Source organism: Pseudonocardia nematodicida, assembly GCF_040105385.1.
GTDB classification, from domain to species: Bacteria; Actinomycetota; Actinomycetes; order Mycobacteriales; family Pseudonocardiaceae; genus Pseudonocardia; species Pseudonocardia nematodicida.
Map to the genome: position 1 here is coordinate 432,506 of NZ_JBEDNQ010000005.1, position 26,731 is coordinate 459,236.

Here is a 26,731-nt window from a genome sequence, read left to right on the forward strand (position 1 = left end):
CGGCGAACGGCGTAGCACCGCGCCGCGACGCGCCGCAGTCCCCCGGACGGACGGTGCGAATACAGGGACGAACGGGACCGCTGTGACTCCGGTGAGTCATGATCGGAGTCACCTCGTCACCCTCCGCGCACGCCCACTCCACCCCGTCCCAGCCCACCACTCCCAGCCCCGACTCATGACGCTTTGGTTCGGCGATACCGAGCTAAAGCGTCATGAGTCGGCTCTTGTGGCGGGGGGCGGGGCGGGGGCGGGGGAGCGGCGGGGTCAGGTGCGGGAGGCGCGGCCGTCGCGGATCAGGCGGGCGGCGAAGCCGCCGGGCGGGACCTCCTCGGCGGTCACGGCGAAGCTGTAGTGGTCCCGCCAGGCCCCGTCGACGTCGAGGTAGCGGCGCAGCAGGCCCTCCCGCCGGAAGCCCAGCTTCCCCAGCACCGCGACGCTGGCCGCGTTCTCCGGCCGGACCGTCGCCTCCACCCGGTGCAGCCGCACCGGTCCGAAGCAGTGGTCGAGCACGAGGGCGACGGCCGCCGTCGTCACCCCTCGGCCGGCGAGCCCGGAGTCGACCCAGTACCCGACGTAGGCCGACAGCAGCGGCTCCCGCACGACGTTGCCGATCATCACGTGCCCGCCGAACGCACCGTCCACAGTGATCACGAACGGCAGCGACTGCCCCCGGCGGGCCGACGAGCGCAGCAGCCACCAGCGCCCCGGCCACTCCGCGGACGAGTTCCGGCGCGCCCAGCCGCCGTGCGTGGTCGGCTCCCACGGGCGCAGGTACGTCTCGTCGCGCCGCCGGATCCGGGCCCAGTCGCTGCCGTCCCGCAGCCGGACGGGACGCAACCGCACCTCGAGACCGGCGACGCGCAGCGGGCCGAGCCGGGCCGGCCATCCCGGACGGAGGCCGGCCGGCTCCGGGACCGGTGGGGGCACTCAGCCGCGCCCGCGGGGCACGAGCTCGATCTCCTGACCGACAGTGAGTTCGGTGATCTCCTCCGGCACGACGGCGAGCGCGTTGACCTGGGCGAGCACCGCCAGCAGGTGCGCCCCGGAGTTCCCCAGCGGCTGGGCGAGCAGGTCGCCCCCGTCGTCCTCGCGCAGCAGCCGCGCCGGGACGTAGGACCGGCGCCCGGCCGGCGACACCACCGGCGAGGTGAGCCGGGCCGTCCAGGTCCGCCGCAGCGGGTCCTGGCCGAGCGCGAGCCGCACCAGCGGCCGCACGAACACCTCGAACAGCACCAGCGCGGTGGCCGGGTGCGACGGGAACAGGAACACCGGCACCGCGTCCGGCCCGAGCCGTCCGTACGCCTGGGCCGAGCCCGGGTGCATGGCGATCCGGGTGTCGTCGATCCCACCGAGGTCGGCGAGCCCGCTGCGCGCCTCCGCGGCGGCGGCACCACCCCCGGCACCGCAGACGACGACGATCTCGCTGGCCGGCAACAGGTCCTCGACCGCGCCGCGGATCTCCGCCGCGCTGCCGCCCACGGTGCGCGACCGGTTCGTCTCCGCCCCGGCCTCCCGGGCCGCGGCCGTCACCGCGTGCGAGCAGACGTCGGCGACCTGACCGGACGACGCCGAGCGGCTCACCTCGACCAGCTCGTCGCCGACCGACACCACCGACACCCGCGGGCGCGGGTGCACCAGCAGCTTGTCCCGCCCGGCCGCGGCGAGCATCGCGACCTGCGCCGACCCGACGACGTCGCCCTCCCGGACGGCGACGTCCCCGGACTGCACGTCCTCGCCGACCCGGCGCACGAACCCTGCCGACGGCACTCCACGGTGGACGGTGATGCGGGCGGCTCCGGCGTCGGTCCAGCCGACGGGGGCGACGGCGTCGGCCAGCGTGGGCAGCGGCGCCCCGGCCGCGACCCGCACGGCCTGGCCGGGCTGCAGGCGCAGCGGCTGCCGGGACCCGGCCGCGATCTCGCCGACCACCGGGACGGTGACCGGGCTGCTCTCGGTGGCACCGGCGACGTCGACGCTGCGGACCGCGTAACCGTCGATCGCGGCCTGGTCGAACACCGGCAGCGGGCGGGCGGCGACGACCTCCTCGGCGCTGCGCAGCCCCTGGGCGTCGGTGATCGCGACGCGAACCGGCGCCGGCCGCACCGCCACGTCCAGGATCCGGGAGAGGTGCTCTCCGACCGTGCGCACGCGTCAGTCCTTCAGGCGGTCGGTCAGCCAGCCGCGCAGGTCCTCGCCGTACTCCGGGTGCTGCAGCATGAAGTCCACATAGGCCCGGGCGTAACCCGCGGGGTTACCCAGGTCGTGCCGTCCGCCGGAGTGCACGACCACGTGCACCGGGTGGCCCTCGGAGATCAGCAGCGCGACCGCGTCGGTCAGCTGCAGCTCGCCACCGGAACCGGGGGTGATCCGGTCCAGCGCGTCGAAGATCGCGCGGTCGAGCAGGTACCGCCCGGCGGCGGCGAAGGTCGACGGGGCGTCCTCGGCGTCCGGCTTCTCGACCATCCCGTGCACCTGCTTGACGTCGTCGTCGCCGGTGTCGGACACGTCGAAGACGCCGTAGGCCGAGATCTGCTCCCGCGGGATGTCGAAGGCGCAGAGCACGCTACCGCCGTGCGTCGCGCGCACCTCCGCCATCCGGGCGAGGACGCCGGAGTCGCCGCCACCCGAGCCGAGCACCAGGTCGTCGGGCAGCAGCACGGCGACGGCCTGCTCGTCGTCGGCCAGCGCCGGGCCGGCCTGGGCGACGGCGTGCCCGAGCCCCTTGGGCTCGTACTGGTAGACCGAGTCGACGGCGAGCAGGCCGGGGGCGCGGCGGATCTTCTCCGCCAGCGCGCCCTTGCCGCGGGCCTCGAGGGTCTCGACCAGCTCGGAGTCGTCGCGGAAGTAGGCCGCGACGGACTCCTTGCCCGGCGAGGTGACGATCAGCAGCCGATCCGCGCCCGCCGCGGCGGCCTCGGCCGCCACGAGCTCGATACCCGGGGTGTCGACGACGGGGAGCAGTTCCTTCGGCACGGCCTTGGTCGTGGGCAGGAACCGCGTGCCGAGTCCGGCCGCAGGGACGACCGCGGTGCGGAATGCCCCGGCCGTGCTGGAGGTCTGCGCGCTCATGGTCGGCGAGCCTATCGACCGCACTAGCCTGGAGCCGTGACGGCTCGCGCGGAGGAGACCGACGGATCGTCGCCTGATCAGGGCAGGCGGCTCCGTGACGCCAAACGGACGCTGCGCCGCCGCCTGCTGGACGCACGCGCCGCCCGCACCCCCGACGACCGGGCCGCGGCGACGGCCGCGCTCGCCCGGCACGCCGTCGCGCTCGCGTCCGGCTGCACCGGCCCGGTCGCCTGCTACCTGCCGATCGGCGGGGAACCGGGCGCGGCCGGCTCCGCGACGACGACGCTGCCCGACGCCCTGCGCGACGCCGGGCACGAGGTGCTCGCCCCGGTCGTCCCGGACGAGCCGGGCCCGCTCGACTGGACCCGCTACACCGGGCCCGCCGACCTGGTCGCCGGACCGCTCGGGGTGCGCGAGCCGGGCGGCCCCCGGCTGGGCCCCGGCACGCTGTCCGGCGCGGGGCTGGTGCTGGTCCCCGCCCTCGCGGTGGACCGGCGCGGGCGCCGGCTCGGCCGCGGCGGCGGCTTCTACGACCGCACGCTGGGCCTGGTCGCGCCGGGCGCGGCCGTGGTCGTCGTGCTGCACGACGGCGAGCTGATCGACGAGGTCCCGGCCGAGGCGCACGACCTGCCGGTCCCGGCGGTGCTGCTGCCCACCAGCGGGGTGGTGGAGGTCTCGGTCCGCTGACCTCTCCCTTCCGGCGGAGGCATCGGAGCCTGCGCACGGCAGGGGTATGCTGGCACTCGCACTACCGGAGTGCCAACCGTCGTCCCCGGAGGATCTCGTGCCGACCTACCAGTACGCGTGCACCGCGTGTGACCACCGCTTCGAGGCGGTGCAGGCGTTCTCCGACGACTCCCTCACCACGTGCCCCGAGTGCGGCGGCGCGCTGCGCAAGGTCTTCTCCTCGGTCGGGATCGTGTTCAAGGGCAGCGGCTTCTACCGCACCGACTCCCGTTCGGGCTCGGTCAACGGCGGTTCCTCCTCGGAGTCGAAGTCGGACCCGAAGTCGGAGAGCTCCTCGTCGTCGTCCGGGTCCTCGGACTCGTCGTCGTCCTCGTCCGGCGCCAAGGACTCGTCGTCGAGCAGCTCGTCGAGCTCGTCGTCCACCTCGGCATCCACCTCGTCGTCGAAGACCTCGTCGTCGAAGGCCGCCGCCTCCTGACCTGATCCGTCCACAGCCCCGTCCGGCTGTCCACAGGCCCGCGATCGGGCCCGGCACGGCCGCTCTCCCGCCCTAACGTCGAGCACGACGACGGCGGAGGGCGGCGGGATGGACCGGGACGAGGGCAGCGGCCGGGGCCGCTGGTGGGAACGGTGGCGGCACGGCCCCGGCTGGGCCCGCGCGCTCCTGCTCCGCCGCGTCGCGGCGGCGCTGCTCGCGGCGGCCGCGGTGGTGGTCGCCCTGCTCCCGGCCCCGGGCGACGAGCGGGTCGGCGTCCTCGTCGCGACCCGCGATCTCCTCCCGGGCGCCGCGCTCGCCCCGGACGACGTCGCCGTCGTGGGCTGGCCGGCCGCGCTGGTCCCGGGCGGGGTACTGCGCACTGCCGACGACGCCGGCGGGCGCGTGCTCGCCGGCCCGCTGCGGGCCGGGGAGCCGGTCACCGACCTGCGGCTCGTCGGTTCCGAGATCGCCGTGCGGACCGCGGGTCCCGGTGCGTCGACGGTGCCCCTGCGCCCGGCCGACCCGGCGGTCGCGGCGCTGCTCTCCCCGGGTGCGCGGGTCGACGTCGTCGCGGGCGGGCCGGACGGGCCGCGGGTGCTCGCCGCCCGGGCCGCGGTGGTCGCGGTGTTCCCGGCCGCCGGAACCGGGACCGCGACGGGCTCCGATCCCGGCCCGCTGGTGCTGGTCGCGCTGCCCGCGCCGGAGGCCACCGCGGTCGCCGCGGCGACCCTCGCCGACCAGGTGACGGTGACGCTGAGGTGAGGGTCCGATCAGTCGCCGTGGTGCGGGGGGCGGTTCTCGGTGTACCAGCGGTCCCGGTCGGCGTCCTCGCCCGCGTCCGGGGCGCCGCCGTCGGCCCGCTCGTCGGCGGAGGTCACCGGGTCGTCCCCGAAGATCTCCTGGATCCGCCTGCGCATCCGCTCGGCCGGGTCGGTCATGCCCCCATGGTGCCCTGCCGGACGGCGCGCGAGCGCGTCACCCGGTACGGAGCGCAGCGGAATCGTGTGTGTACCGATCCCGTCTCGGCGTGTCGGTTCCACTGCGTCACGACCCCACGACCGGCCGTCCAACTGCCACCATGGGGGTGACCGAGGAGCACACACACCGTCCGCGACCGTGGACGCCGACGAGGAGGGGGAGAAGGCGATGGGGTTCCTGGACAAGGCTCGGGAGGCCGCGGAGAGCGCCCTGGAGAAGGCGGCTCCGCATCTCGAGAAGGCCAAGGAGAAGGCCGGTCCGCACCTGGACAAGGCCAAGGAGAAGGCCGGCCCGCTGGTCGAGAAGGCTGCGACCCAGGTCGACAAGGCCACCGGCGGGAAGTACTCCGAGCAGATCGACGGGGTGAAGGGGAAGGTCGAGGGCGCGCTCGGCCACTCCGCACCGGACGCCCCGGGGGCCGGCACGCACACGGCACCGGGCGACGTCCCGCCGGTGCCGCCCGCCCCGCCCGGCGGGGACGCGCTGAAGCCGGACGGCAACCCGGCGCGGACGCCGAAGAACGACGACGACGGCGGCGTCCCGCCGGTGCCGCCCGCACGCTGATCGGGGGAACGTGCGAGGGCCCCGGCGGAGACGTCTCCGCCGGGGCCCTCGTCCGTCGGTGGGTCCGGGTCGGACGTCAGGAGTCCAGACCGGACAGTTCCGAGATCACGTGCGGGACGAGCGGGGTCACCGTGGCCATGCCGTCGCGCACCGCGGCCCGCGAGGCGGCGAGGTTCACCACGAGCGTGCTGCCGGAGACCCCGACCACGCCGCGGGACACCCCGGCGTCCACCGCGCCGGCCGCCAGACCGGACGCCCGGATCGCCTCGGCGATGCCCGGCACCGGGCGGTCCAGTACGCCGGTGGTGGCGTCCGGTGTGACGTCGCGCGGGGACACGCCGGTCCCGCCGACGGTCACGACCAGGTCGACCCCGCCGATCACGGCGGTGTTCAGTGCGCTGCGGATCGCGACGACGTCGCCCGGCGCGGAGACCACGCCGTCGACCACGAAGTGCGCCTCCTCGAGCAGCTCGGTGACGAGCGGGCCCGTGCCGTCGGACCGCTCACCGGCACTGACCCGGTCGTCGACGATCACCACGAGGGCACGGCCGATCTGCGGATCCGGGATCTCCATGCTCCTCACCCTATCGTCGCCGGTGCGTGCCCTGAGGGAGGGAGGCCGTGCCGGTGCGGGGAGGGGGACCCGCACCGGCACGGCGCTCTCGTGCGTACCCGGCGGGGCACCACCGAACACGATCACCAGCCCACCACGGAGATCTTTCACCCGTCAACAAGCCGGGGCGCGCTCCACCCGGCCGGACCCTCCGTCGATCACTGCTCGCCGAGCGTCACCTGCACCGTCCGGTCGGTGAGCTGCAGCTCGACCGACGCGTCCGGCGGCTGGGACCGCACGGCGGCCTGAAGATCGGTGCCGGTGGCGATGAGCTGATCACCCAGTCGGACGACGACGTCGCCGGGACGCAACCCGGCCCGTTCGGCCGCACCACCGGGGACGACGGTCTCGACCCGCGCACCGGTCTGCTGCGGCGCGTCGGTGACCTCGACCCCGAGCACCGCGTGCGTGGCCGGGCCGCCGCCCCGCAGCTGGTCGGCGATCCGCCGGGCCTGGTTCACCGGGATCGAGAACCCGACGCCGATGGAACCGCCGCCGGGACCGGCCGTCGCGATCGCCGAGTTGATCCCGACCACCCGGCCCTCCATGTCGACCAGCGGCCCGCCGGAGTTGCCGGGGTTGATCGCCGCGTCGGTCTGGATCGCGTTCAGCACGGTCGAGTCGTTCGCCGTCTCGCCGCCGACGCTCACGGCGCGGTCCAGTGCGGACACGATCCCGGTGGTGACCGAGCCGCCGAGGCCCAGCGGTGAACCGATGGCCGTCACCTGCTGGCCGACCCGGAGCGCGTCGGAGTTGCCGAGCTCGACCGGGGTCAGGTCGGTGAGCTCGACCCGGATCAGCGCGACGTCGGACTGCGGGTCCTGCCCGACGATCTGTGCGGGCGCGACGCGACCGTCCTGCAGCACCGCGCGCATCGTCCCGCCGGTCCCGGCGGGGGCCACGACGTGGTTGTTGGTCAGGACCAGCCCGTCGGCGCTGAGCACCATGCCGGACCCCTCGCCCTGCGCACCACCGTTGCCCGTGCCGCCCTCGACGCGGATCTGGACGACGCTGGGCAGCACCCGCTCGGCGACCGCTTCGACCGGGGTGACCGGCAGGTCGGAGTCCGCCGAGGGTGACGGCGCCGACAGCGCGCCGCCCCCGCCGGCCGACATCGACGAGCGCGCGACATCGGCCCCGACCGCACCGCCGATCCCGCCCGCGACCAGCGCGAGCACCGCGGCACCGGCGAGGAGCGCGATGGTGCGCCGGGAACCCGACCGCGCGGTCCCGGGCCGGTCGGGGGTGCTCCGCGGCGGGTACGGCGAGCTGCCCGGGGTCGCGGGGGCCTCACCGGCGTGCGCCGCACCGGCGGGTTCCTCGGCACGTGCGTGCCGGCCCTCCGACGGGCCGGCGGGCGGCGCCGCGGCCGGGCCGGCCCCGGGGCGGGCCCACGGGCTGACCGGCACCTCCCAGCGGTCGGTCGGCGGGTCCGTGTCGTGGTCCCGCGCGGCGATCGGGTCGGCGTCCGGGCCGTCGTCACCTGTGGTGGCGCCGGTGGTGGCGGATGCCCGCTCGCCGGCCGCGCCGGTCCCCGCCGGCTCACCGGCGGGGTCGCTCCTCGCCGGCTCACCGGCGGTGCTCCCTGCCGACTCGCCGGTGGTGTCATTCCCTACCGGCCCTGCGGCGGTGTCACTCCCAACCGGCTCGCCGGCGGTGTCGCTCTCCGCCGGTTCGCCCGGTTCGCCCGGTCCGGCAGCGTCGGCGGTTACCTGCCCGGTCGGGTCTCCCGCCGGTCCCTCCGCGCCCTCGTGCGCGGCGCCGGTCCCCGTCGCGCCGTCGTCCCGGACGGCGCCGTGGCCGGCCTCCGTCCCGCCCGGGTGCCCGGTCGTGCCCGGGCCGGAACCGCCGGACTCCGCCGCGTCGGGAACCTTCCCCTCGCCGGGCGGGTTGTCCTGGGCCATGCGTCCACCGTCCGTCACGTCGCCTGAACGGGTCACCAGCGGGCCCGCACCGCCCAGGCTATGGGGTGCCGGCCTCCGGCACCGCCCGGCCCGGCAGCGCCATCGACAGCAGCGCGCCACCCTCCGGCGCCCGGCCGGCCCGGACCTCGCCACCGTGCCGCGCCGCGGCCTGCGCCACGATCGACAGCCCGAGCCCGGAGCCGGGCATCGTCCGGGACGTGTCGGCCCGGTAGAAGCGGTCGAACACGTGCGGCAGGTCCTCGGGCGCGATGCCGTCGCCCGCGTCGGCGACCTCGACGACCAGCCAGTCCGGCGAGATCGGCACCATCGACAGCCGCACCCGGCTACCGGGCGGGCTCCACTTCACCGCGTTGTCGAGCAGGTTGAGCACCGCCCGCTCCAGTGCGTCGGCGTCGCCGTCGAGGATCCACGGCGTGCGCTGGATCTCGAACTCGATCTCGCCGGCCCGCCGGCGGACCCGGGCCAGTGCGCGGTCGACGACCTCGCCGAGGTCCAGCGCCTCGGTGGTCATCGTCGGCGCGTCGTCGCGGGCCAGCTCCACCAGGTCCCCGACCAGCTGGGACAGCTCCTCGACCTGGGCCCGGACGTCGGCGAGCAGTTCCGCGCGGTCCTCGGCGGGCAGGTCGGGGGCGTCCGGCCGGTCGGCCGCGGCCAGCAGCTCCAGGTTGGTGCGCAACGACGTCAGCGGCGTGCGCAGCTCGTGCCCGGCGTCGGCGACCAGCCGGCGCTGCTGTTCCCGGGAGGCGGCGAACCCGCCGAGCATCGCGTTGAAGCTCAGCGTCAGCCGGGCGAGCTCGTCGGACCCGGAGACCGGGATCGGTCGCAGGTCACCGGTGGTGGCGACCCGCTCGGTCGCCGCCGTCAGCCGCGCCACCGGCCGCAGCCCGGTCCGGGCGACCGCGACCCCGGCCAGCGCGGCGAGGACGACCCCGCCGAGACCGACCAGCGGCAGGGCGGTGCCCATCCGGCTCACCACCCGGGTGATCGTGTCGAGCTGCTGGGCGATCACCAGCGCGCGTCCCTCACCGGCGGGCACGGCGACCACCCGGAACGGGACGCCGTCGAGCACCGCGGTCCGGCCGGGCTGGGTGACCCCGTCCTGGGCGACCTCGAGCTCCGGCTCACCCAGCGGTGGGAGCGAGGCCGCGTCGGCCGAGGTGACCAGACCCGACGAGTACACCAGCGCGATGTGCAGGTCGGCCGCGCCGAGCACGGCCGGCGGCAGCGACGCCAGCAGCTGCGGGTTGATCAGGTCGCTCTGTGCCGCCGCGGCGGCACGCAGCCGCAACGTCTCGTCCAGCGAGCTGGTGAGGTTCTGGCGCACGACCAGGAACGCCGCCGCGGACACGATCAGCACCATGGCGGCCGCCACCAGCGCGGCGAGCACCCCGATCCGGGCGCGCAGGGTGAACCGCTCGCGGTCGGCGTCGCGGTCGGTGCCGAGAGCCCGGCCCGTACCGAGAGCCCTGCCCGTGCCGAGAGCCCTGCGCCACCACGGCTCGGGCCGCTCGTCGTCCCGGGGTGCCCCGGCCGGCCCGCCGCCGGGGTCGGTCCGCGTCACGGCGGTGACTCGCGCAGCACGTAGCCGACGCCGCGCACGGTGTGGATCAGGCGCGGCTCGCCGTCGGCCTCGGTCTTGCGGCGCAGATAGCCGACGTACACCTCGAGGGCGTTGCCGCTGGTCGGGAAGTCGTAGCCCCACACCTGCTCGAGGATCTGGGCCCGGGTCAGCACCCGTCGCGGGTGTTCGAGCAGCAGCTCCAGCAGGGAGAACTCGGTGCGGGTCAGGCTGATCGCGCGCCCGCCGCGGGACACCTCGCGGGTGTCCGGGTGCAGCGACAGGTCGGCGAAACTCAGCGCGGCGTCCGCGTCACCGGCCGGGTCGGTCTCGCTCGTGCGCCGCCGCAGCAGCGCCCGCAGCCGGGCCAGCAGCTCCTCCAGCGCGAACGGCTTGGGCAGGTAGTCGTCGGCACCGGCGTCCAGCCCGGCGACCCGGTCGGAGACGGCGTCGCGGGCGGTGAGCACCAGGATCGGCAGCGCGTCGCCCGCGCTGCGCAGCCGCCGGCACACCTCCAGGCCGTCGACCCGGGGCATCATCACGTCGAGCACGAGCGCGTCCGGCCGCTCGGTGAGCATCTTGTCCAGCGCGACCTGGCCGTCCTCGGCGAGGTCGACCTGGTAGCCGTTGAAGGCCAGCGAGCGGCGCAGCGAGTCCCGGACCGCCTTGTCGTCGTCGACCACCAGAATGCGCATGGGTGCCAGTCTCACCCAGTCGCCTGAGAAGCGTCTGAGCGGCCGCCCGGACGGGCTACGACGCCGTGTAGGCCGCGGCCATGTCGTCGCCGCCGTGCCCGCGCACCGACGCCCGCCGCAGCCGTTCCCGGACGGCCGCGGCGACGTCGAGCTGCAGGCCGGCCTCCCGGGCGGCGTCCACGATCAGCCCGGCGTCCTTGGCCGCGTTGTCGACGGTGAAGTTCGGCGCCCAGTCGGCGTCGAGGACGGCCGCGGCCTTGGCCTGCATGTAGGGCAGGTCCAGCGGGCCGCCGGAGACGGCGTCGAGGAACGCCCGCGGGTCCACCCCGAGGCCCTCGGCGAGCGCGATCGACTCGCCGGTGGCGGCGGTGACGGCCAGCACCCAGCTGTTGACGACGAGCTTGAGCCGGCTCGCCGCCGCGCCGGCCTCGGTATCGGCGACCCAGACGGTCGTGCTCCCGACCGCGTCGAGCACCGGGTCCACGGTCGGGCGGGCCGCCGGGTCACCGGCCACGAGGACCACGAGGTCACCGGACTCGGCGGGCGCCCGGGTGCCGAGCACCGGCGCGTCGAGCAGGGTGAGCCCGTGCCGCGTCGCGATCGGGCGGAGCGCCTCGAACCCGGCGACGCCGACGGTGGTGGTCTGCAGCCAGACCTGCCCGGACGTCAGACCGTCGCCGGCCTGCTCCATCACGGCGCGGACGTCGTCGGCGTCGCCGAGCATGGTGATCACGACGTCCGCTCCGCGGGCCGCCTCGGCCGGGTCCGTGGCGAGGTGTGCACCCGCGTCGGCCAGCGGCTCCGCCTTGACCGCCGTGCGGTTCCACACCCGCAGCTCCGGACCCGCGGCCAGGATGTTGTGCCCCATCCCGGCGCCCATGATCCCGGTCCCCAGCAACGCGATCGTGGCCACTCGTCGCCCCCGTCCGTCGGTGAACCCGCCCCGGTCCGGGTACCCGGTGCGGATGAGCGACGAACTCGAGTTCTTCTTCGACCCGATCTGCCCGTTCGCCTGGGTCACCTCCCGCTGGGTGGTGGAGGTGGGACGGCAGCACGAGCTCGCCGTGTCCTGGCGGCCGCTGCCGCTGGCGATGCTCAACGAGGGCATCTCCTACGCCGAGCGCATGAAGGTCTCCGAGTCCTATCCGGACTCCCACCGGCGCGGGCTGGAGATGCTGCGGGTGATCCGGGCGGCACAGGACAAGCACGGGCCCGAGGTCGTCGGGGACCTCTACACCGGATTCGGGGAGCTGGTGTGGGACTCCCCCGCCCCGGACGGCGACGGGTTCGATCCGGTGATGCGGGTGATGGCGCAGCGGCGCGACCTGCGCCCGGTGCTGGAGGGCCTGGGCCTGTCCCCCGCCCTCGCCGACGCCGCGGACGACGACTCGCACGATGCCGAGCTGCGTGCCGCGGTCGCCGACGTCCGCGCCCGGTGCGGTGACGACGTCGGCACCCCGGTGCTGTCGTTCTCCCCGCCGGACGGCCCGGCACTGTTCGGTCCGGTGATCGACTCGGTGCCGTTCGGCGAGGACGCGATCCGGTTGTGGGACGCCGTCTACACCCTTGCGTCGTGGCCGGGGTTCGCCGAGCTCAAGCGGAGCATCCGGTCGTTCCCGGACACCCCGCTGACCGCGCGGATCGCGGGCGGGGAGACGACCGTGCGATGACCGCGACGCCGACACGGCACGGTCACACGATTCTGCTTCACTGGATCTCGTGACCGACCCCGGCGACCTGCGCTTCGCCAACCGGACCGGCCGCCCGCCGGGGCGGTGGATCACGCTGGCCGGGCGGGTCCTGCCCGGCATCCGGCGGGTGCAGCAGCAGATCGAGCCCTTCGCCGCGTTCTGGGAGGAGCGCAACCGGGACGAGCTGGCGCGGTCCGGCCCGCTGTGCGTCGCCCTCGGCGACTCGATGGCCCAGGGCATCGGGGCGACGACCCCGGAGGGCGGCTGGGTCGGCCGTCTCCTCCCGGTCCTGCCGGGGTGGCGGGTGGTGAACCTGGCGCAGTACGGCGCGCGGGTCGACGACGTCGTCGGCACCCAGCTGCCCGCCGCGCGGCGGCTGCGCCCCGACCTCGTCCTGTGCCTGATCGGCTCGAACGACCTGATGAACCCCCGTCACCAGGACGGTGTCGGTGACCGGTACGTGTCCCTGCTCGACGCGCTGCCGCGCGGAACGGTGATCGGCAACCAGCCCGGGACGTTCGCGGCGGCGCTGCAGGTCAACGGCTTGATCGACGACGCGGCACGCACCCGTGGGCTGGTGCCGGCCGAGCTGCGGGACCCGCGGACGCGGCACTGGCGGGGCAAGCTGTCCTCCGACCGGTTCCACCCCAACGACGCCGGCTACGCGGCCATCGCCGAGGTCTTCACCGAGGCGCTGCGCAGGATCCGGCTCGCGGGCTGACCGGGACGCCCGGGTTCTGCCAGGATTTCCCCTATGGCCGACTCCCGGAAGCTCCCACGCAAGGTCTACGACTCCGAGCTGCTGCGCATGCAGGGCGAGCTGGTCCGGATGCAGGAGTGGGTCAAGGCGACCGGCGCGCGGATCGTCGTCGTCTTCGAGGGCCGGGACGCCGCCGGCAAGGGCGGCGCGATCCAGCGGGTCAGCCAGTACCTCAACCCGCGGTTCTGCCGGATCGTGGCGCTGCCCGCCCCGACCGAGCGGCAGCAGGGCCAGTGGTACTTCCAGCGCTACGTCGAGCACCTCCCGGCCGCCGGGGAGATCGTGCTGCTCGACCGTTCCTGGTACAACCGCGCCGGCGTCGAGCGGGTGATGGGGTTCTGCACCGAGGCGCAGTACCGGCTGTTCCTGCGGCAGGCCCCGACGTTCGAGCAGATGCTCGTCGACGACGGCATCCTGCTGCGCAAGTACTGGTTCTCGGTCAGCGCCGAGGAGCAGGCGAAGCGGTTCGCCGAGCGGCTGGACAACCCGCTCAAGCAGTGGAAGCTCTCGCCGATGGACCTCGAGTCGGTGACCCGGTGGGACGACTACTCCAAGGCCCGCGACGACATGCTGCTGCACACCGACACCGAGCACGCCCCGTGGTGGATCGTCGAGGCCGAGCAGAAGCGCAACGCGCGGATCAACATGATCCACCACCTGCTGTCGTCGGTCCCGTGGGAACCGGTGCCGCAGCCGGTGCTGTCGCTGCCGGAGCGGCCGCCGGGCACGGGCTACGAGCGCCCGCCCCGCGAGGTGCAGCGGGACGTGCCGGACCACGCGGCGTCGCTGCTGTAGGCCGGCGAGCCGGCTCGTGAGTGGTGGTCGTGGCTCCGGGCACGACGACCACTCACGAGCCTACGGGCCGGGCGCCGGTCGCGTCGTCGGTCAGCCCCGCGGTCCGCGTCTCGTGCGACCACCACAGCGCGGCGACGGTCACCAGTGCCGCGGCCGCGGTGTAGACGGCGACGGCCTGCCCGGTGCCGCAGATGGCCAGCAGGCTGACCCCGATCAGCGGGGCGACGCTGCCGCCGACGATCCCGGCGAGCTGGTAGCCCATCGACGTCCCGGTGTAGCGGATCGCGGTCGGGAAGAGCTCGGCGATATAGGCCGCCATCGGCCCGAACATGATCGCCTGGAAGAACAGCCCCACGGTGACGGCGACGATCGCCGCGAGCGGCGACCCGGTGTCGACGAGCGGGAAGAAGGCGAAGCCCCACGCGCCGACGCCGAGCGCCCCGACCAGGTAGACCGGGCGCCGGCCGACCCGGTCCGACAGCGCCCCGAAGTAGGGGATCGCGAACAGCTGCACGATCGAGGCGACGATGACGCCGTTGAGCACGATCGAGCGTGGCAGCTCCAGCTGCTGGGTGACGTAGGTGATCGAGAACAGCGCGAAGGTGTAGTACGAGACGTCCGAGGCGATCCGGATCCCGATGGTCACCAGCAGCGGCTTGCGGTGGGACCGGAAGATGTCCCGCACCGGCGTCCGGGTGGTCTCCCGCTCGGACGAGGTGAACAGCGGCGACTCCTCGACCGTCGCCCGGATCCACAGGCTCACCAGGATCAGCACCGCGCTGAACAGGAACGGCAGCCGCCAGCCCCACGAGGTGAAGGCCTCGTCGGACAGCACCGCGCTGCACACCGCGAGTGCGACGACCGCCAGCAGGTTCCCGGCCGGCACGCCGACCTGCGGCCAGCTGGCGTAGAAGCCACGACGGTGCGCCCCGCCGGCGGCCTCGCCGTGCTCGGCGACGAGCGCGACGGCCCCGCCCCACTCCCCGCCGAGCCCGAGGCCCTGGCAGAACCGGAGGAACACCAGGATCAGCGGGGCCGCGATACCGATCGTCTCGTAGCCGGGCAGCAGGCCCATCAGGAAGGTCGCACAGCCCATCAGCATCAGCGTCGTGATGAGGATGGACTTGCGGCCGTAGCGGTCGCCGAGCACGCCGAAGATCACGCCGCCGAGCGGGCGGGCGATGAAGGCCACCGAGTAGGTGGCGAAGGCCAGCAGGGTGCCGGTGAGCGGGTCGAAGGTCGGGAAGAAGACCTGGTTGAACACCAGCGCCGCGGCCGAGCCGTAGAGGAAGAAGTCGTACCACTCGATGGAGGTGCCGACGAAGCTGCCGGCGATGACCTTGCGCAGCGACCGCCGGTCGGTGGTCCCGGCGATGCCGGTCGTCCCGCTCATGACCGGCCCACCACCGTCAGCTCGTGCGGGAGGGTGTGCAGCAGCTCGTGCCCGTCCCGGGTGACCAGCACCAGGTCCTCGATCATGATCGCTCCGGTGTCGGAGGAGTAGGCCGGTGTCTCGACGGCGAGCACCATGCCGGGCAGCAGCGGCCGGTCCTCGTCCGCGCTGATGTAGGGCGGCTCCTCGTGGAAGGTGTCGATGCCGAGCGAGTGCCCGTAGTGGCCGCGGGTGAAGGCCGGGTAGCCGTGCGTCCGGATGTGGGTCTGGGCGGCGTCGAAGATCTCCTTGATCGCGACCCCGGGGGCGATCACCGCGCGCGCCCGCTCGTGGGCCTCGGCGAGCACGCCGTAGAGCCGCTCGGCGGCCGGCGGCACGCTGCGGAAGGCGAAGGTCCGGCCGCCGTCGCCGCGGTACCCGCCGACGGTGGTGCCGCAGTCGAACTTGATGAGGTCGCCGTCGCCGAGCGGGTGCGACCGCTCGGAGTCGACGCCGATCTTCGTGCCGGACCCGACGGCGGGCAGCACCCAGTGGTCGGAGTAGCCGGCGTAGCGCTCGTCGGACATGGCGCGCTCGACGACGCCCTGCACGTAGAGGTGCCGCATGTCGAGCGCGGTCATCCCGGCCGCGGCGCCGTGCGCGGCGTGCAGCATCCCGGCCTCGGACAGCTCGGTGGCCCGGCGGAGCCGGTCGACCTCGAAGTCGTACTTCACCGCGCGCAGCTCGTAGAGCTCGTCGGTCATGTCGTGCCAGCTCAGGTCCGGCGCGAAGGCCGCGACCCGCTGCACGGTGTCGTGCAGGACGAAGCGCAGGTCGGTGCCGATCCGACCGCCGAGCAGGCCGCGGTCGGCCAGGATCCCGCGCAGCAGCGCGTCCTGCTCGGCCCGGTCGAACTGGGCGGGCCGGACGCCGCACGCGTCGTGCGCGGTCGTGCCGAGCGACTCGGCGTCGCGCAGCTCCACCCACACCTGGTAGTCGCGGACGTCGTCGAACCCGGACACCGCGCGGGCCTGGCCGGCCTCGAAGTCGCTCACCAGCAGGGCCGGCGGCTGCGCGGGATCGGCGGGCACCAGGGCCAGCACCGTGCCCTGCATGCGCCACCACTCCATGTGGAAGAAGCTCTGGAAGCCGGTCACGTAGAACACGTTCGACGGCGTGTAGGCGAGGTAGGCGTCCAGGCCGCGCTCCTGGCAGCGCTTCCTGATCGCGTCGATGATCTCGGTCCGCATGGGCACCTTCATGACGTGCGACGACGGGGGTGGTGCACACCATCACCGCATTCCCATGCACGGTCCAATATCGGTACGGCGACCACTGATACGCTGCGCTTATCGCCGACGTCCTGGAAGCCCGCCGGCTCCGGTACTTCGTCGTGCTCGCCGACGAGCTCCACTTCGGACGCGCCGCGGCCCGGCTGCACATCGCCCAGCCCGCGCTCAGCCAGCAGATCAAGGCACTGGAACGGCGGCTGGGGTTCGCGTTGTTCGACCGCGACCGGCGCCGGGTCGCGCTCACCCGGGAGGGCCGCGCGCTGCTCCCCGCCGCGGTGCAGACCTCGACCCAGGAACAGCGCCTGATGGTCGAGGCGGCCCGGATCCGCGACGGCGAGGCCGGCGAGGTCCGGGTCGCGTTCGTCGGGTCGGCGCTCTACGGGATGCTGCCCGACCTGCTGCGCCACATCCGGTCGGCCGCGCCGGGCCTGCGGCTGTCGGTGCGCGAGATGGAGTCCGACGCCCAGCTCGAGGCGCTGCGCGCCGACGACGTCGACATCGGGCTGGTCCGGCCGCCGCTGCGGCACGAGCCACTGGACATGCTGCGCCTGGCCGAGGAGGAGCTCGTCGCGGCGGTCCCGTACGACCACCCGCTGGCCGGCTACGAGGTGATCGCCCCGTCGTCGCTGGCCGACGAGCCGTTCGTGCTGTTCCGCCCGGAGATCGGCACCGGCTTCTGGACGACGGTGGTGCAGCTGTGCGGGGAGGCCGGGTTCGCGCCGCGGGTCGAGCACTACGCCGAGCACGTGCACACGATGATCGGGATGGTGGCGTCCGGGCTGGGGATCACGGTCGTGCCCGCGTCGGTACGCAGCCTGGCGCTGGCCGGGGTGCGCTACGTCGGACTCTCGCCCACCGCGGCCCGGCTCGGGCTCGCCGCGGTGTGGGACCCGACGCACGGGTTCCCGGCGAAGCGGCGGGTGATCCGGATGGCGGGCGAGGTCGCCGGGCTCTGAGCTACCGGGCGCGCAGGATCTCGACGCCCGGCCCGGTCAGCCGGTCGAGAACGGCGGCCCTCCCGCAGGCGGCCGCGAGGATGTCGATCGCCCGCCCCGTGACCTCCGCACCGGCTCCGGCGGCGAACCCGACGTCGTCGGCCACGAGCCGCAGGCCGGCCAGACGGCCGCGGGCGACGAACGCGGTCGCCCGCCCGGCCGTCACGAACTCCAGGGCTGCGCGCAGCCCGTCCGGTCCGGCGTCGTACTCCAGCCCCAGCGGTTGCGCGACGTCGACGGTGTGCACCAGGACGTCGGTCAGCGGCCCGCGCGGCCCGACCTCCGGCATGGCGAACCGGCTGCCGGCGTTCGCCCGGATCGTCGCGGCGAGCTCGGCGACCGGCCGGGTCCCCGCGTCGCGGGAGAGCCGGTCCATCGCCCGGTCGTAGCTCCCGCCCGCGCGCAGGACGGCCCACAGCAGCGCGGGTAGCGAGGGCGCCGAAGCGATCGACAGGTGCCCGGCGACGTCCCGGACGGCCCATCCGGCGCACAGGCTCGGTGTCCCCAGCCGGTCGTCGTCGATCGAGTCGATCAGGTCCGCGAACCGCAGCCGCACCCTCGCGATCGCCGCGAACACCGCCTGGTCGTCCACACAACCCCCTCCACCTCCGGCTCGTGAGTGGTTGTGAGAGATCATCGCAAGGAGCGCCCGGCACCGTCCGACGGCCGCCGCGTCCCGCCCGGCTTTTCCTGCCCGCGAACGCCGTCCGGGCCGGGCGCTGGGTAGCGTCGTCGGAACGATGACCGCTCATCCCGACGCCCGTTCCCCCGTCGCCCCGCACAGCCGGACCCGGGCCGACCCGCCCGCCGGACCGGTACTCGGGACGACCGTCGAGCACGGCGTCCGCCGCTTCCTCGGCATCCCCTACGCCGAACCTCCGGTCGGTGACCGGCGCTTCCGGCCCCCGCACTTCCATCCACGGTGGACCGAGCCCCGCGACGCGTCCCGGCACGGCGCGACCGCGCCCCAGGCGGCACCCGTCGGCCCGCTCGCGAACACCATCCCCACCCTGCGGACCCCCGGCGACGACCACCTCGTCCTGAACGTCTGGTCCCCGCCGGACGGCGAGCGGCTGCCGGTGATGGTGTTCGTCCACGGTGGATCGTTCACCAGCGGATCGGGCTCGATCGGCGGCTACGACGGCACGAGCTTCGCCCGCGACGGCGTGGTGCTGGTGACGATCAACTACCGGCTCGGCGCCGAGGGCTTCGCCTGGTTCGGCGACGGCGAGGCGAACCTCGGGCTGCGCGACCAGATCGCCGCGCTGGAGTGGGTCCGGGACAACATCGGCGCGTTCGGCGGGAACCCGGACGCGGTGACGGTGTTCGGCGAGTCGGCCGGGGGCATGAGCATCGGCGCGCTGCTCGCGATGTCGGCCGCGCGCGGCCTGTTCCGCCGGGCGATCATGCAGTCGGGCAGCACCTTCCACGCCGTCGACGCCGCCACGGCCCGGCTGGTCGCGCGTCGCCTGGCCGGCGGGCTGGGCGTCGCGCCGTCGCACGAGGGCCTGGCCGGGGTGCCGGTGTCCGACGTCGTGGAAGCCCAGACCCGGATGGAGGCCGCCGTCTTCGCGCGCCCGTTCCGTCGGCTGTGGGGCGACGTCGCGACCAACCTGATGCCGTTCGAGCCGGTCGTCGACGGCGTGACGCTCCCGCAGCGCCCGCTCGCCGCGCTGCAGGCCGGGTGCGCCGACGACGTCGAGCTGATGGTGGGCTGGAACGCCGAGGAGGCCCGGCTCTTCCTCCCGGCCGTCGGACCGACCGGCACCCGGCGCTGGGTGCTGCCCCTGGCGGCCGCGCACACCGGGCTGCCCCCGCTCCGCGGCGCCCGCGCCTACCTCGACGCCTACGGCCGCGAGCCCGGCGCCGCGCTGGCCGGGATGGTGGGCGACTGGCTCTACCGGGTCCCCGCGCTGCGCACCGCCGCGGCCCACCCGCGGACCCACGTCTACGAGTTCGGCTGGCCCTCCCCCGCGTTCGACGGCCGGCTCGGCGCCTGCCACGCCGTCGAGCTGCCGTTCGTGTTCGACAACCTCGACCACCCCGACTGGCTTCCACTGGTCGGCGAGTCGCCCCCTCCCGACCTCGCCGCCGAGGTCCACGCGGCCTGGATCGCCTTCGCCCGCACCGGGGATCCGGGCTGGGCCGCGCACTCCGCCGCGGCACCGGTGATCGGGCGGTTCGGCGACGTCGTCGCACCGAGCGGGCACCTGGGGATCTGGGACGGGCGCCGCGAGGGTCACGGAACGGCGGCCCGCTCCGGCCGCCGTCCGGTCCGGTAGGTCAGGTACCGGATGAGCGCCTCGGCCGGCCCGCGCCGCCCCGCTCGCCCGAGTGCATCGGCGACGACGACGGTCACCAGCCACGTGGCGACCCCGATCCCGGCGGCCGCCGCGGCCCCGACCTGTCCGCCCAGGCCGAGCAACGCGGGCTCGGTCGCGACCAGCCACACCGGCGACTGCGCGATGTAGAACGTCATCGACCTGCGGCCGAGCGCCACCAGCGCCGTCGTCGCGGGACCGCGCCGGTCACCGAGCCGCAGCGCGACGAGCGCGATCACCGCCGCGTACCCGAGCCCACCCGCGAGACCGGTCACCGAGAACAGCACGAACCCGGCCGACCCCACGACCGGCGACGCCGGGGTCCACGCACCCACAGCCTGCAGCGTCACCGGCAGTGCCCCGAGCACCGCCACCGGAAGACCGACCAGCGCCACCGCGCGCAGGAGCGACCGGTAGCGGTCGGGCTGTTCCAGCAGCCGCATCCGCCCTGCCCAGATGCCGATCAGCACCGGCCCGGCCATGGCCAGCGCACTGATCGGCAGCACCGGCAGCCCGGACGCCCGCAGCGCCGCGCTGCCCAGCAGCGTCGGCGCCACCGCCAGCGACACCCCGGTGGTCTGGGCGGCGAGCTGGGTCGCGGCGACCATCGCACCGCCGGCCACGAGGGTGACCGCGGCGACCGCCCAGAGCCGGCGCCCCGGCCAGGACACCGCCCCGGCCAGGGCCAGGGCGAACACTCCGTAGGCCGCGATGACGTCCCCGCTGTAGAGCAGGACGATGTGCGCGACGCCGAACACGACCAGCCAGGCCCCGCGACGCCGGATCAGTCGCCGCCCCTCCGCCGGGTCCTGCCCGGCCTCGAACCGGCGCCGGGTCATCTGCACCAGGCCGTAGCCGAACAGCAGCCCGAACAGCGGAGCGGCCCGACCATCCACGAAGGACGTCAGCACGGCCTGGACCACGACGTCGAGCGGGCCGCCGCCGGCGGGCGCGGCGAACGAGTTCCCGCCCGCGTGCAGCATCCGGGAGTGGGCCAGCGCGATGAGCAGCAGCATCACCCCGCGGGCCAGGTCCGGGGCCAGCAGGCGCTGCGTCTCCGGCGTCGGCGCGACCGACCCGTACGGGAGTGATCGGGACATGGCCTCGACGCTAGGAACGCCACCCGGCACCCGGCATCGGTCGAGCGGCTGGTCTGCACCGACCGAAGTCGGGCATCCCCTCCCTCTTCGGAACGAGCGGGTCCTACGGGAGGAAGACGGCCGGGTAGAGGGGGTGCGGGGCGAGGAGCTCGTCGGCCTGCTCGGCCACCTTCGTCGCCAGGGCGGGATCCAGCTGGTAGCGGGCGCGCGAGGCGCCGCCCCGCGAGTCGGTGCCGGGCTCCGTCGCGGTCAGGACGGTGTCGATGAGCTCGGCGATCCGGTCCATGTCCGCCGTCGTGAGACCCCGGGTGGTGAGCGCGGGCGTGCCGACGCGGATGCCGGAGGTGTACCAGGGCCCGTTCGGGTCCTGCGGGATCGAGTTCCGGTTGGTGACGATGCCGGCGTCGAGCAGCGCCTTCTCGGCCTGCCGCCCGGTGATCCCGTAGCCGCCGACGTCGATGAGGACCAGGTGGTTCTCGGTGCCCCCGGTGACCAGCCTGGCGCCGCGCCGCTGCAGACCCGACGCGAGCGCCTCCGCGTTCTCCAGCACCCGTCGGGCGTAGTCGCGGAACTCCGGCCGACGCGCCTCGGCGAGAGCGACGGCCTTGGCCGCCATCACGTGCGGCATGGGACCGCCGAGCACGAGCGGGCAGCCCCGGTCGACGTACGGCGCCAGCTCCGACCGGCACAGCACCATCCCGCCGCGCGGACCGCGCAGCGACTTGTGGGTGGTCGTCGTGACGATGTCGGCGTGCGCGACCGGGTCGAAGTCGCCGCTGAAGTGACCGCCGGCGACCAGCCCGGCGAAGTGCGCCATGTCGACCATCAGCGTGGCGCCGACCTCGTCGGCGATCTCCCGCATGATCCGGAAGTTCACCTTGCGGGGGTAGGCGGAATACCCACCGAGGATGATCAGCGGCCGGAACTCGTGCGCGGTGCGGCGGAGCGCGTCGTAGTCGACGAGACCGGTCTCCGGGTCGGTGCCGTAGCTGCGCAGGTCGAACAGCTTGCCGGAGACGTTCGACCGGGCGCCGTGGGTCAGGTGGCCACCGGCGTCGAGCGACATCCCGAGCAGGCGCTGGTTGCCGAGCGCGTGCCGCAGCTCGCTCCAGTCCTCATCGGAGAGACCGTCGACGTTCCGCGCCCCGGCCTCGGCCAGCGCCGGCGCCTCGACGCGCTGGGCCAGCACGGCCCAGAAAGCGACCAGGTTGGCGTCGATACCGGAGTGCGGCTGGACGTAGGCGTGCTCGGCACCGAAGAGCGCGCGGGCGTGCTCGGCGGCGACCGACTCGACGGTGTCGACGTTCTGGCACCCCGCGTAGAACCGGTGGCCGACGGTGCCCTCGGCGTACTTGTCGCTGAGCCAGTTCCCCATCGCGAGCAGCACCGCCGGGGAGGCGTAGTTCTCGCTGGCGATGAGCTTGAGCGAGGCGCGCTGGTCGACCAGCTCGCTCGCGATGGCGTCGGCGACCCGCGGCTCCACGTCGCGGATGATCTCCAGCGCGGAGCGGACGGCGACGGTCTCGGACGGCGACGACATATGGGCCTCCTACCTCGGGAAGAAGGCCCAGGCGCGCGGCACACGTCTTCTTGACGAGGTCGCTCCACGATGGTTACCCATCCGTACACGCCAGTCACGACCCGGTCCCACCGTAGTCGGTGCGAGCGGCCGGCGACAGCGGGCTTCAGGTCAGACGGTGTCGGCCCGTCAGCAGTCGCTCTCGGGGACCAGCCCCTGCTCGCACGCGTACTGCATCTGGATCTCACCGCTGGTCGGCGCGCGGCCGGCGGCTGTCCCCGGGTCCAGGTATCCCTGGTAGGCGGAGCACGACGGGTCGAACTTTCCGGCGGCCATCGCCCGCTGCGCGCAGCCACCATCAGACTTCGTCGCCGCCTGGGCCGTCTCGGCGTGCTGCGAGCCCTGGCCGTGCCTGGCCGCCTTCTGCGCGCTGACCTCGGCCGCCTTCCTCTCGGCCGCTGCGACCCGGGCCAGCTCCCGGCCGGTCGCCTCCACCGCTCGCTCCACCGCGACGCTCGGACCGGCCGAGTTCGCATCGACACGGGGCAGCAGGCCGGCGGCGGGTGCGGCCTGGCCGGCCACCGACGACGACGCCGACTCGAGGGCGCCCCGGTCCGCGCCCGACGCAGCCGAGCACGCGGCCGTGGTGAGCGTGGCCGCGATGACACCGGCGAGGACGTATCGGCCGAATCTCATCGTTGCCTCCGCTCGTGACATGCGCCCCCACGAACTGGGGTTCCGTGCGCTGTGTCGCGAATGGCGCAACGAGGGTTACTGCGGTCCGCCGATCGTCACCTCTTCTGATGAGTGCCACGCGGAGGGTGCGCCATCAGCGGGACGTCCGCGGCCGATCGGCACCGCACTTCCCCGAGGTCGCCGGATGCGCCCTGGAGCAACGACGGGGCGAGAAGACGCCGGGGACTCCCGGGTAGCCTTCAGGCGCGCCCTCGTAGCTCAGGGGATAGAGCACCGCTCTCCTAAAGCGGGTGCCGCAGGTTCGAATCCTGCCGGGGGCACGCAGGTCGGAGGCACGACGACGATCCGCCGATCCGCGCGCACGGAGCCAGACGTGAGCGCCTCGTCGAGACCGTGCCCGCCGGCCCCCAGGCCTCTGCGGAAGCCGAGAAGATCCGCACCCGGTTCATCACCAGGTCGACGAGCAGCGCAAACCGCGCACCAAGGCGACCGTCGACCAGCTCATGGACCGCTACCTCGAACTTCCGGACGCCGAGGTGACGACCTACCGGCGCTACGAGCAGATGATCCACTGCCACATCCGCGCCCTCCTGGGCACCTCCCGGTCGCACGGCTCGACGGCGAGAAGCTCGACAACCACCGGGTGATCGGGACTGCACGTCCCCGGGCAGTACAGCTAGCGTTCGGCGCCGATGAGCGCCCCGAGGATCAGCAGTATCAACGCGATCGCTCCGTTGAGGATCGGATGCCCGGCGACGATCGCCACGAACTCGCGAATCGTCGCACTCGGCCAGAAGTAGCGAGCGGTGGGTGCTCCCCGTACCTGCCCGTTGAGGCCGGCCCGGCGAGCCAACAGCGCGGTCCGGAACACATGGAAGTCGTTGGTCACCACCACACAGTGGTAGCCCGGCACACGAGCGGCCATGATCCGGTCACTGAACATCAGATTCTCCAGCGTCGACCGGGAGCGGTCCTCGCGCAGCACCGCCTCCTCAGAGATGCCTCTACCGAGCAGGTAATCGGCCATGGCCTCGGCCTCGGCGACCGGCTCGTCGGCCCCGCGGCCACCGGAGGTGACCAGGATCGGCGCGGCCCCGGTGGACGACTGTCGCTCGCGCACCGCGAGCGCCTGGTCCAACCTGCCCGCCAGCAGTGGGGTGATCTTGCCGCGTATCAATCCGGCCCCCAGGACGAGGACGAAGTCGGCTCCCGACCGCGCAGGGAGCCGGCCGTAGACCGTGGCGTAGATCAGGAAGCTGCAGAACAGGAAGGCGACGTAGACCGTCAGGAACAGCAGGGCGATCGTCACCGCGCCGAGCACACGGTTGCCCTCGAAGCGTAGGGCGAGGATCGGCATCGCGAGCACCACCACGCAGCCGATGCCCGCGAGAAGCGACAGCAGGTTCGCCGGTCGTCGCCCCTCCCGCCGCACCATCGTGACACCGTTGGCGATCAGGAAGCCCGCCAGCACCACCACGCTCAGCAGCATCGCCACGAACAGCAGGACGACTCCGACCTCGAGCGGCGCAGGGTCCAGCTTCGAGAGCTCCCCGAGCAGCCCCAGCGCCAGGCACACCACTGCGGCCCCGAGCAGGATCGCGTTGCGGAAACGGCGGCGCTCCCGGTACGCCCCGACCACGCACGACACCGCGAACACTCCGCCCAGGCCGTAGAAGAGCCACATGTCGTCAGGCCGTACCGACCGCGTCCGGGCTGGACCGACGGAGGCACAGCAGACCCGCGACTACGGCGTAACAAGTCAGGATCAGCACAAACACCCACAAGCCCGCCCCGGCGCCGGCGCCGGACCCCTGGTCCGGGCTGCTCGTCTCCCCCGCCGCGGAAAGGCCCTGTGTGGCGTTCCAGCCGAAGTGGAACGCGCACGACATCCACAGCCCGCCCGGTCCGAGAACCAAGAACCCCAGCAGGACGCCGAGGGCGAACGTGGCCGCGACGTACGCCGCGCTCGCCCCGGGGTTGAGCGCGTGGGCCAGGCCGAAGACCACGGCGCTGATCAGGACACTCGCGTAGGGGCCGAGGTCACGACGCAGCGACCCCATCAGATAGCCGCGGAAGACGAGCTCCTCGGTCGATGACTGCAGCGCGATCGACACCGCCAGCAGCAAGAGCAGACCGATCCCGACATTCCCCGACGGGTCACCGGGGTCCGCGTCCCCATCGCCACCACCCACCCCGGCAAGCCCGAGAAGGGCCTGCGACAGCAAGAGCAGCGCCACGGCGAGCACCACACCGATGAGAACCCACAGCACCGGTCTCCGCACCGGCCGCAACGCGAGGTCGGTGAGTCCACGCCGCTCGCCGAGCCACAGCCACAGGGCCAGTACCAGCACCATCACGCCGAACGGGACGACGTTGGCGGCCACCGCGTCCGCCACGCCCCCGCGCTCGAACCCCACGACCGGTCGAACGGCCAGCCAGACCAGCAGCCCGATGGTCACGACCGCGATCGCGACACCGATCGCCCGACCCACCCGGACCGTCCGCCCATCACCGAGTTGCGCAGCACGCGCCATGTCCCCCGCCCTCCTGAACACCGCATGGCCGGTCCCGGCCGGACAACACCTCGACGGCTTCGACGAAGGCAACATAAGGGCGTTGCCGGCATGGATCGGGTGACTACACCCGTACGTGCCACAAGATCACCGTGCAGGAGGCGGCGACCACCTTCAGTCGGGCGGAGTGCGGCCAAGGGTCGGAGCAGGGTGTTGTTGAACTCCTCGTTCCGGCGCCAACGCCTGGCGGACCGCCTCGTCGGACTCCTCCCTCGACATCCGGCGCTCGGCGCGGCCGGCGTGGGAGTTCATCCTGGTCGACGGCGTGCTGCTGCGTAGCCCGCGGAACGACCCGGCAGCGTCCGGTTGAGCGGATCCTGCGGGGAGGGTCACCCCTCCGGCCTCGTCGGCCGCCACGCGCGCAATCTCCGAAGAATCACCCGTGCTCCGGCCCTGGGAGACCGTGTCGATCAGGCCCGGCAGACCCGCTCCACCAGGTCCTGCCAGCTCCGCGCGAACCGCTCGATCCGATCGTCGGCGGCCACCGCGTCCTCGGTGGACAGATACAGCAGCAACGGCCCCTCCAGCGCGGCGGTCAGCTGCAGCGCCAGCGCGTCGACGTCGGCCCCCGCCAGGTTCACCTGCCCGAGCAGCGTCCGGACGTGCATCCGCGACAGCGTCCCGTCCCCCGCCGGCACCGGTGCCCGGCCGTCCAGCGCGGCCCGGGCGACCTCCTGGTGCTCGACGAGGAAGCAGCACCGCGCCCGGCCGTAGGCGACCAGCCGCTCCACCGGCCCCGCCCCCGGCCCGAGCGGCGGCGGGCCGGACAGGACCCGCTCCTGGAACACGCGCTCGTCCTCGTCGAGCAGCGCGAGGAAGATCCCGGCCCGGGTGCCGAACCGGCGGAAGACCGTGCCCTTGCCCAGGCTCGCGCGCTCGGCGAGGCCGTCCATCGTGACCTTCCCGGCCCCCTGCTCGGCGAGCAGCTCCCGCGCCGCGGCCAGCAGCACCACGCGGTTGCGGGCGGCGTCGGCCCGCTCTGCACGTGGTGGCCCCAGCGGCAGCACGGGTCCGTCCATCGCGTCAACTTACCGCCGAGAGAAGCGGGGT

28 protein-coding genes, 1 tRNA gene and 1 riboswitch are annotated in these 26,731 nt (G+C 74.1%); of the genes, 11 read left to right on the top strand and 18 right to left on the bottom strand.

From position 1 onward, the window contains the following. Positions 1-264: 264 nt before the first annotated feature. From WIS52_RS15030 to WIS52_RS15040, 3 genes are read right to left on the bottom strand one after another with little or no spacing between them, the layout of a single operon-like run. Positions 265-927: a GNAT family N-acetyltransferase gene (locus tag WIS52_RS15030; RefSeq protein ID WP_349298855.1), complete on the bottom strand. Its 663-nt coding sequence runs from the start codon at positions 925-927 to the stop codon at positions 265-267. Further along, positions 928-2,148, bottom strand: a complete 1,221-nt coding sequence (glp, locus tag WIS52_RS15035; RefSeq protein WP_349298856.1) for a molybdotransferase-like divisome protein Glp — start codon at positions 2,146-2,148, stop codon at positions 928-930. A gap of 3 nt (positions 2,149-2,151) precedes the next feature. Continuing rightward, positions 2,152-3,069, bottom strand: a complete 918-nt coding sequence (locus WIS52_RS15040) for a UTP--glucose-1-phosphate uridylyltransferase (RefSeq protein ID WP_349298857.1) — start codon at positions 3,067-3,069, stop codon at positions 2,152-2,154. A 36-nt stretch (positions 3,070-3,105) separates the two neighbouring features. Between WIS52_RS15040 and WIS52_RS15045 the strand changes: the two genes are divergently transcribed. From WIS52_RS15045 to WIS52_RS15055, 3 genes are all read left to right on the top strand, one after another. Then, positions 3,106-3,756: a 5-formyltetrahydrofolate cyclo-ligase gene (locus WIS52_RS15045; protein WP_349298858.1), complete on the top strand. Its 651-nt coding sequence runs from the start codon at positions 3,106-3,108 to the stop codon at positions 3,754-3,756. Positions 3,757-3,853: 97 nt separating this feature from the next. Further along, positions 3,854-4,234, top strand: a complete 381-nt coding sequence (locus WIS52_RS15050; RefSeq protein ID WP_349298859.1) for an FmdB family zinc ribbon protein — start codon at positions 3,854-3,856, stop codon at positions 4,232-4,234. Between the two features lie 108 nt (positions 4,235-4,342). Continuing rightward, positions 4,343-4,996, top strand: a complete 654-nt coding sequence (locus tag WIS52_RS15055; RefSeq protein WP_349298860.1) for an SAF domain-containing protein — start codon at positions 4,343-4,345, stop codon at positions 4,994-4,996. Between the two features lie 8 nt (positions 4,997-5,004). On the opposite strand, the gene WIS52_RS15060 is transcribed toward WIS52_RS15055, so the two are convergent. Beyond that, positions 5,005-5,172 (bottom strand): hypothetical protein, encoded by a 168-nt coding sequence (locus WIS52_RS15060; protein WP_349298861.1) that lies wholly within the window; start codon positions 5,170-5,172, stop codon positions 5,005-5,007. Between the two features lie 178 nt (positions 5,173-5,350). Here WIS52_RS15060 and WIS52_RS15065 point away from each other — a divergent pair, with 178 nt between their 5' ends. Next, positions 5,351-5,776, top strand: a complete 426-nt coding sequence (locus WIS52_RS15065; RefSeq protein WP_349298862.1) for an antitoxin — start codon at positions 5,351-5,353, stop codon at positions 5,774-5,776. 76 nt (positions 5,777-5,852) lie between these two features. Here WIS52_RS15065 and WIS52_RS15070 read toward each other — a convergent pair whose 3' ends face one another. The 5 genes from WIS52_RS15070 to WIS52_RS15090 form a co-directional block, all read right to left on the bottom strand. After that, complete coding sequence (locus tag WIS52_RS15070) at positions 5,853-6,350, bottom strand: MogA/MoaB family molybdenum cofactor biosynthesis protein (RefSeq protein ID WP_349298863.1); 498 nt, start codon at positions 6,348-6,350, stop codon at positions 5,853-5,855. A 197-nt stretch (positions 6,351-6,547) separates the two neighbouring features. Next, positions 6,548-8,293 carry a trypsin-like peptidase domain-containing protein gene (locus tag WIS52_RS15075; RefSeq protein ID WP_349298864.1) on the bottom strand — a complete coding sequence of 582 codons (1,746 nt, stop codon included), beginning with the start codon at positions 8,291-8,293 and terminating at the stop codon, positions 6,548-6,550. 58 nt (positions 8,294-8,351) lie between these two features. Beyond that, complete coding sequence (locus tag WIS52_RS15080; RefSeq protein WP_379610813.1) at positions 8,352-9,875, bottom strand: sensor histidine kinase; 1,524 nt, start codon at positions 9,873-9,875, stop codon at positions 8,352-8,354. Then, complete coding sequence (locus WIS52_RS15085) at positions 9,872-10,567, bottom strand: response regulator transcription factor (protein WP_349298865.1); 696 nt, start codon at positions 10,565-10,567, stop codon at positions 9,872-9,874. Before WIS52_RS15085 ends, WIS52_RS15080 begins: the two co-directional genes overlap by 4 nt. 55 nt (positions 10,568-10,622) lie before the next feature. Continuing rightward, on the bottom strand, positions 10,623-11,471 hold the full coding sequence (locus tag WIS52_RS15090; protein WP_349298914.1) for an NAD(P)-dependent oxidoreductase: 849 nt from the start codon (positions 11,469-11,471) through the stop codon (positions 10,623-10,625). A gap of 61 nt (positions 11,472-11,532) precedes the next feature. Between WIS52_RS15090 and WIS52_RS15095 the strand changes: the two genes are divergently transcribed. The 3 genes from WIS52_RS15095 to ppk2 are packed head-to-tail and all read left to right on the top strand — an operon-like array spanning position 11,533 to position 13,813. Beyond that, positions 11,533-12,237 carry a DsbA family protein gene (locus tag WIS52_RS15095; protein WP_349298866.1) on the top strand — a complete coding sequence of 235 codons (705 nt, stop codon included), beginning with the start codon at positions 11,533-11,535 and terminating at the stop codon, positions 12,235-12,237. 49 nt (positions 12,238-12,286) lie between these two features. After that, a complete protein-coding gene (locus WIS52_RS15100; RefSeq protein ID WP_349298867.1) occupies positions 12,287-12,979 on the top strand; it encodes an SGNH/GDSL hydrolase family protein in 693 nt (230 codons plus the stop codon). A 33-nt stretch (positions 12,980-13,012) separates the two neighbouring features. Then, positions 13,013-13,813: a polyphosphate kinase 2 gene (gene ppk2 / locus WIS52_RS15105; protein ID WP_349298868.1), complete on the top strand. Its 801-nt coding sequence runs from the start codon at positions 13,013-13,015 to the stop codon at positions 13,811-13,813. 52 nt (positions 13,814-13,865) lie between these two features. Here the strand turns inward: ppk2 and WIS52_RS15110 are convergent, their stop codons facing one another. Together WIS52_RS15110 and WIS52_RS15115 are read right to left on the bottom strand one after the other, a co-directional pair. Next, positions 13,866-15,206: an MFS transporter gene (locus tag WIS52_RS15110; RefSeq protein ID WP_349298869.1), complete on the bottom strand. Its 1,341-nt coding sequence runs from the start codon at positions 15,204-15,206 to the stop codon at positions 13,866-13,868. Next, a complete protein-coding gene (locus WIS52_RS15115) occupies positions 15,203-16,435 on the bottom strand; it encodes a Xaa-Pro peptidase family protein (protein ID WP_349298870.1) in 1,233 nt (410 codons plus the stop codon). The genes WIS52_RS15110 and WIS52_RS15115 overlap by 4 nt, the downstream gene beginning before the upstream one ends. A 113-nt stretch (positions 16,436-16,548) precedes the next feature. Between WIS52_RS15115 and WIS52_RS15120 the strand changes: the two genes are divergently transcribed. After that, positions 16,549-17,433: a LysR family transcriptional regulator gene (locus tag WIS52_RS15120; RefSeq protein WP_349298915.1), complete on the top strand. Its 885-nt coding sequence runs from the start codon at positions 16,549-16,551 to the stop codon at positions 17,431-17,433. A 1-nt stretch (position 17,434) separates the two neighbouring features. On the opposite strand, the gene WIS52_RS15125 is transcribed toward WIS52_RS15120, so the two are convergent. Further along, complete coding sequence (locus WIS52_RS15125) at positions 17,435-18,064, bottom strand: maleylpyruvate isomerase family mycothiol-dependent enzyme (protein ID WP_349298871.1); 630 nt, start codon at positions 18,062-18,064, stop codon at positions 17,435-17,437. Between the two features lie 148 nt (positions 18,065-18,212). On the opposite strand from WIS52_RS15125, the gene WIS52_RS15130 reads away from it, so the two are divergent. Next, positions 18,213-19,754 carry a carboxylesterase/lipase family protein gene (locus tag WIS52_RS15130; protein WP_349298872.1) on the top strand — a complete coding sequence of 514 codons (1,542 nt, stop codon included), beginning with the start codon at positions 18,213-18,215 and terminating at the stop codon, positions 19,752-19,754. Here WIS52_RS15130 and WIS52_RS15135 read toward each other — a convergent pair. The 3 genes from WIS52_RS15135 to WIS52_RS15145 form a co-directional block, all read right to left on the bottom strand. Then, a complete protein-coding gene (locus WIS52_RS15135) occupies positions 19,712-20,893 on the bottom strand; it encodes a DUF418 domain-containing protein (RefSeq protein WP_349298873.1) in 1,182 nt (393 codons plus the stop codon). The two genes, WIS52_RS15130 and WIS52_RS15135, sit on opposite strands and share 43 nt — an antisense overlap. A 103-nt stretch (positions 20,894-20,996) precedes the next feature. Continuing rightward, positions 20,997-22,433 (bottom strand): glycine hydroxymethyltransferase, encoded by a 1,437-nt coding sequence (locus tag WIS52_RS15140; protein WP_349298874.1) that lies wholly within the window; start codon positions 22,431-22,433, stop codon positions 20,997-20,999. Between the two features lie 18 nt (positions 22,434-22,451). Further along, positions 22,452-22,541, bottom strand: a riboswitch (ZMP/ZTP riboswitch). 60 nt (positions 22,542-22,601) lie between these two features. Beyond that, complete coding sequence (locus WIS52_RS15145; RefSeq protein WP_349298875.1) at positions 22,602-23,108, bottom strand: hypothetical protein; 507 nt, start codon at positions 23,106-23,108, stop codon at positions 22,602-22,604. A gap of 247 nt (positions 23,109-23,355) precedes the next feature. Between WIS52_RS15145 and WIS52_RS15150 the strand changes: the two genes are divergently transcribed. Beyond that, positions 23,356-23,428 (top strand) — tRNA-Arg (locus WIS52_RS15150). Between the two features lie 183 nt (positions 23,429-23,611). Beyond that, a complete protein-coding gene (locus WIS52_RS15155) occupies positions 23,612-23,755 on the top strand; it encodes a hypothetical protein (RefSeq protein WP_349298876.1) in 144 nt (47 codons plus the stop codon). 29 nt (positions 23,756-23,784) lie between these two features. Here WIS52_RS15155 and WIS52_RS15160 read toward each other — a convergent pair whose 3' ends face one another. From WIS52_RS15160 to WIS52_RS15170, 3 genes are all read right to left on the bottom strand, one after another. Further along, entirely contained in the window at positions 23,785-24,792 is a 1,008-nt protein-coding gene (locus WIS52_RS15160) for a YdcF family protein (RefSeq protein ID WP_349298877.1), read from the bottom strand. A 4-nt stretch (positions 24,793-24,796) separates the two neighbouring features. Beyond that, the gene (locus WIS52_RS15165; RefSeq protein ID WP_349298878.1) at positions 24,797-25,567 is read right to left on the bottom strand and encodes a CPBP family intramembrane glutamic endopeptidase; all 771 of its coding nucleotides are present in this window, start codon (positions 25,565-25,567) and stop codon (positions 24,797-24,799) included. Between the two features lie 524 nt (positions 25,568-26,091). Beyond that, positions 26,092-26,700, bottom strand: a complete 609-nt coding sequence (locus WIS52_RS15170; protein ID WP_349298879.1) for a TetR/AcrR family transcriptional regulator — start codon at positions 26,698-26,700, stop codon at positions 26,092-26,094. Positions 26,701-26,731 lie beyond the last annotated feature (31 nt).

Excerpts from the sequence above, each read along its gene's own strand:
- WIS52_RS15040 (WP_349298857.1), bottom strand. The coding sequence starts at position 3,069 with ATGAGCGCGCAGACCTCCAGCACGGCCGGGGCATTCCGCACCGCGGTC.
- WIS52_RS15055 (WP_349298860.1), top strand. The coding sequence starts at position 4,343 with ATGGACCGGGACGAGGGCAGCGGCCGGGGCCGCTGGTGGGAACGGTGG.
- WIS52_RS15060 (WP_349298861.1), bottom strand. The coding sequence starts at position 5,172 with ATGACCGACCCGGCCGAGCGGATGCGCAGGCGGATCCAGGAGATCTTC.
- WIS52_RS15070 (WP_349298863.1), bottom strand. The coding sequence starts at position 6,350 with ATGGAGATCCCGGATCCGCAGATCGGCCGTGCCCTCGTGGTGATCGTC.
- WIS52_RS15075 (WP_349298864.1), bottom strand. The coding sequence starts at position 8,293 with ATGGCCCAGGACAACCCGCCCGGCGAGGGGAAGGTTCCCGACGCGGCG.
- WIS52_RS15085 (WP_349298865.1), bottom strand. The coding sequence starts at position 10,567 with ATGCGCATTCTGGTGGTCGACGACGACAAGGCGGTCCGGGACTCGCTG.
- WIS52_RS15095 (WP_349298866.1), top strand. The coding sequence starts at position 11,533 with ATGAGCGACGAACTCGAGTTCTTCTTCGACCCGATCTGCCCGTTCGCC.
- ppk2 (WP_349298868.1), top strand. The coding sequence starts at position 13,013 with ATGGCCGACTCCCGGAAGCTCCCACGCAAGGTCTACGACTCCGAGCTG.
- WIS52_RS15110 (WP_349298869.1), bottom strand. The coding sequence starts at position 15,206 with ATGAGCGGGACGACCGGCATCGCCGGGACCACCGACCGGCGGTCGCTG.
- WIS52_RS15115 (WP_349298870.1), bottom strand. The coding sequence starts at position 16,435 with ATGCGGACCGAGATCATCGACGCGATCAGGAAGCGCTGCCAGGAGCGC.
- WIS52_RS15130 (WP_349298872.1), top strand. The coding sequence starts at position 18,213 with ATGACCGCTCATCCCGACGCCCGTTCCCCCGTCGCCCCGCACAGCCGG.
- WIS52_RS15135 (WP_349298873.1), bottom strand. The coding sequence starts at position 20,893 with ATGTCCCGATCACTCCCGTACGGGTCGGTCGCGCCGACGCCGGAGACG.
- WIS52_RS15140 (WP_349298874.1), bottom strand. The coding sequence starts at position 22,433 with ATGTCGTCGCCGTCCGAGACCGTCGCCGTCCGCTCCGCGCTGGAGATC.
- WIS52_RS15145 (WP_349298875.1), bottom strand. The coding sequence starts at position 23,108 with ATGAGATTCGGCCGATACGTCCTCGCCGGTGTCATCGCGGCCACGCTC.
- WIS52_RS15155 (WP_349298876.1), top strand. The coding sequence starts at position 23,612 with ATGGACCGCTACCTCGAACTTCCGGACGCCGAGGTGACGACCTACCGG.
- WIS52_RS15160 (WP_349298877.1), bottom strand. The coding sequence starts at position 24,792 with ATGTGGCTCTTCTACGGCCTGGGCGGAGTGTTCGCGGTGTCGTGCGTG.
- WIS52_RS15170 (WP_349298879.1), bottom strand. The coding sequence starts at position 26,700 with ATGGACGGACCCGTGCTGCCGCTGGGGCCACCACGTGCAGAGCGGGCC.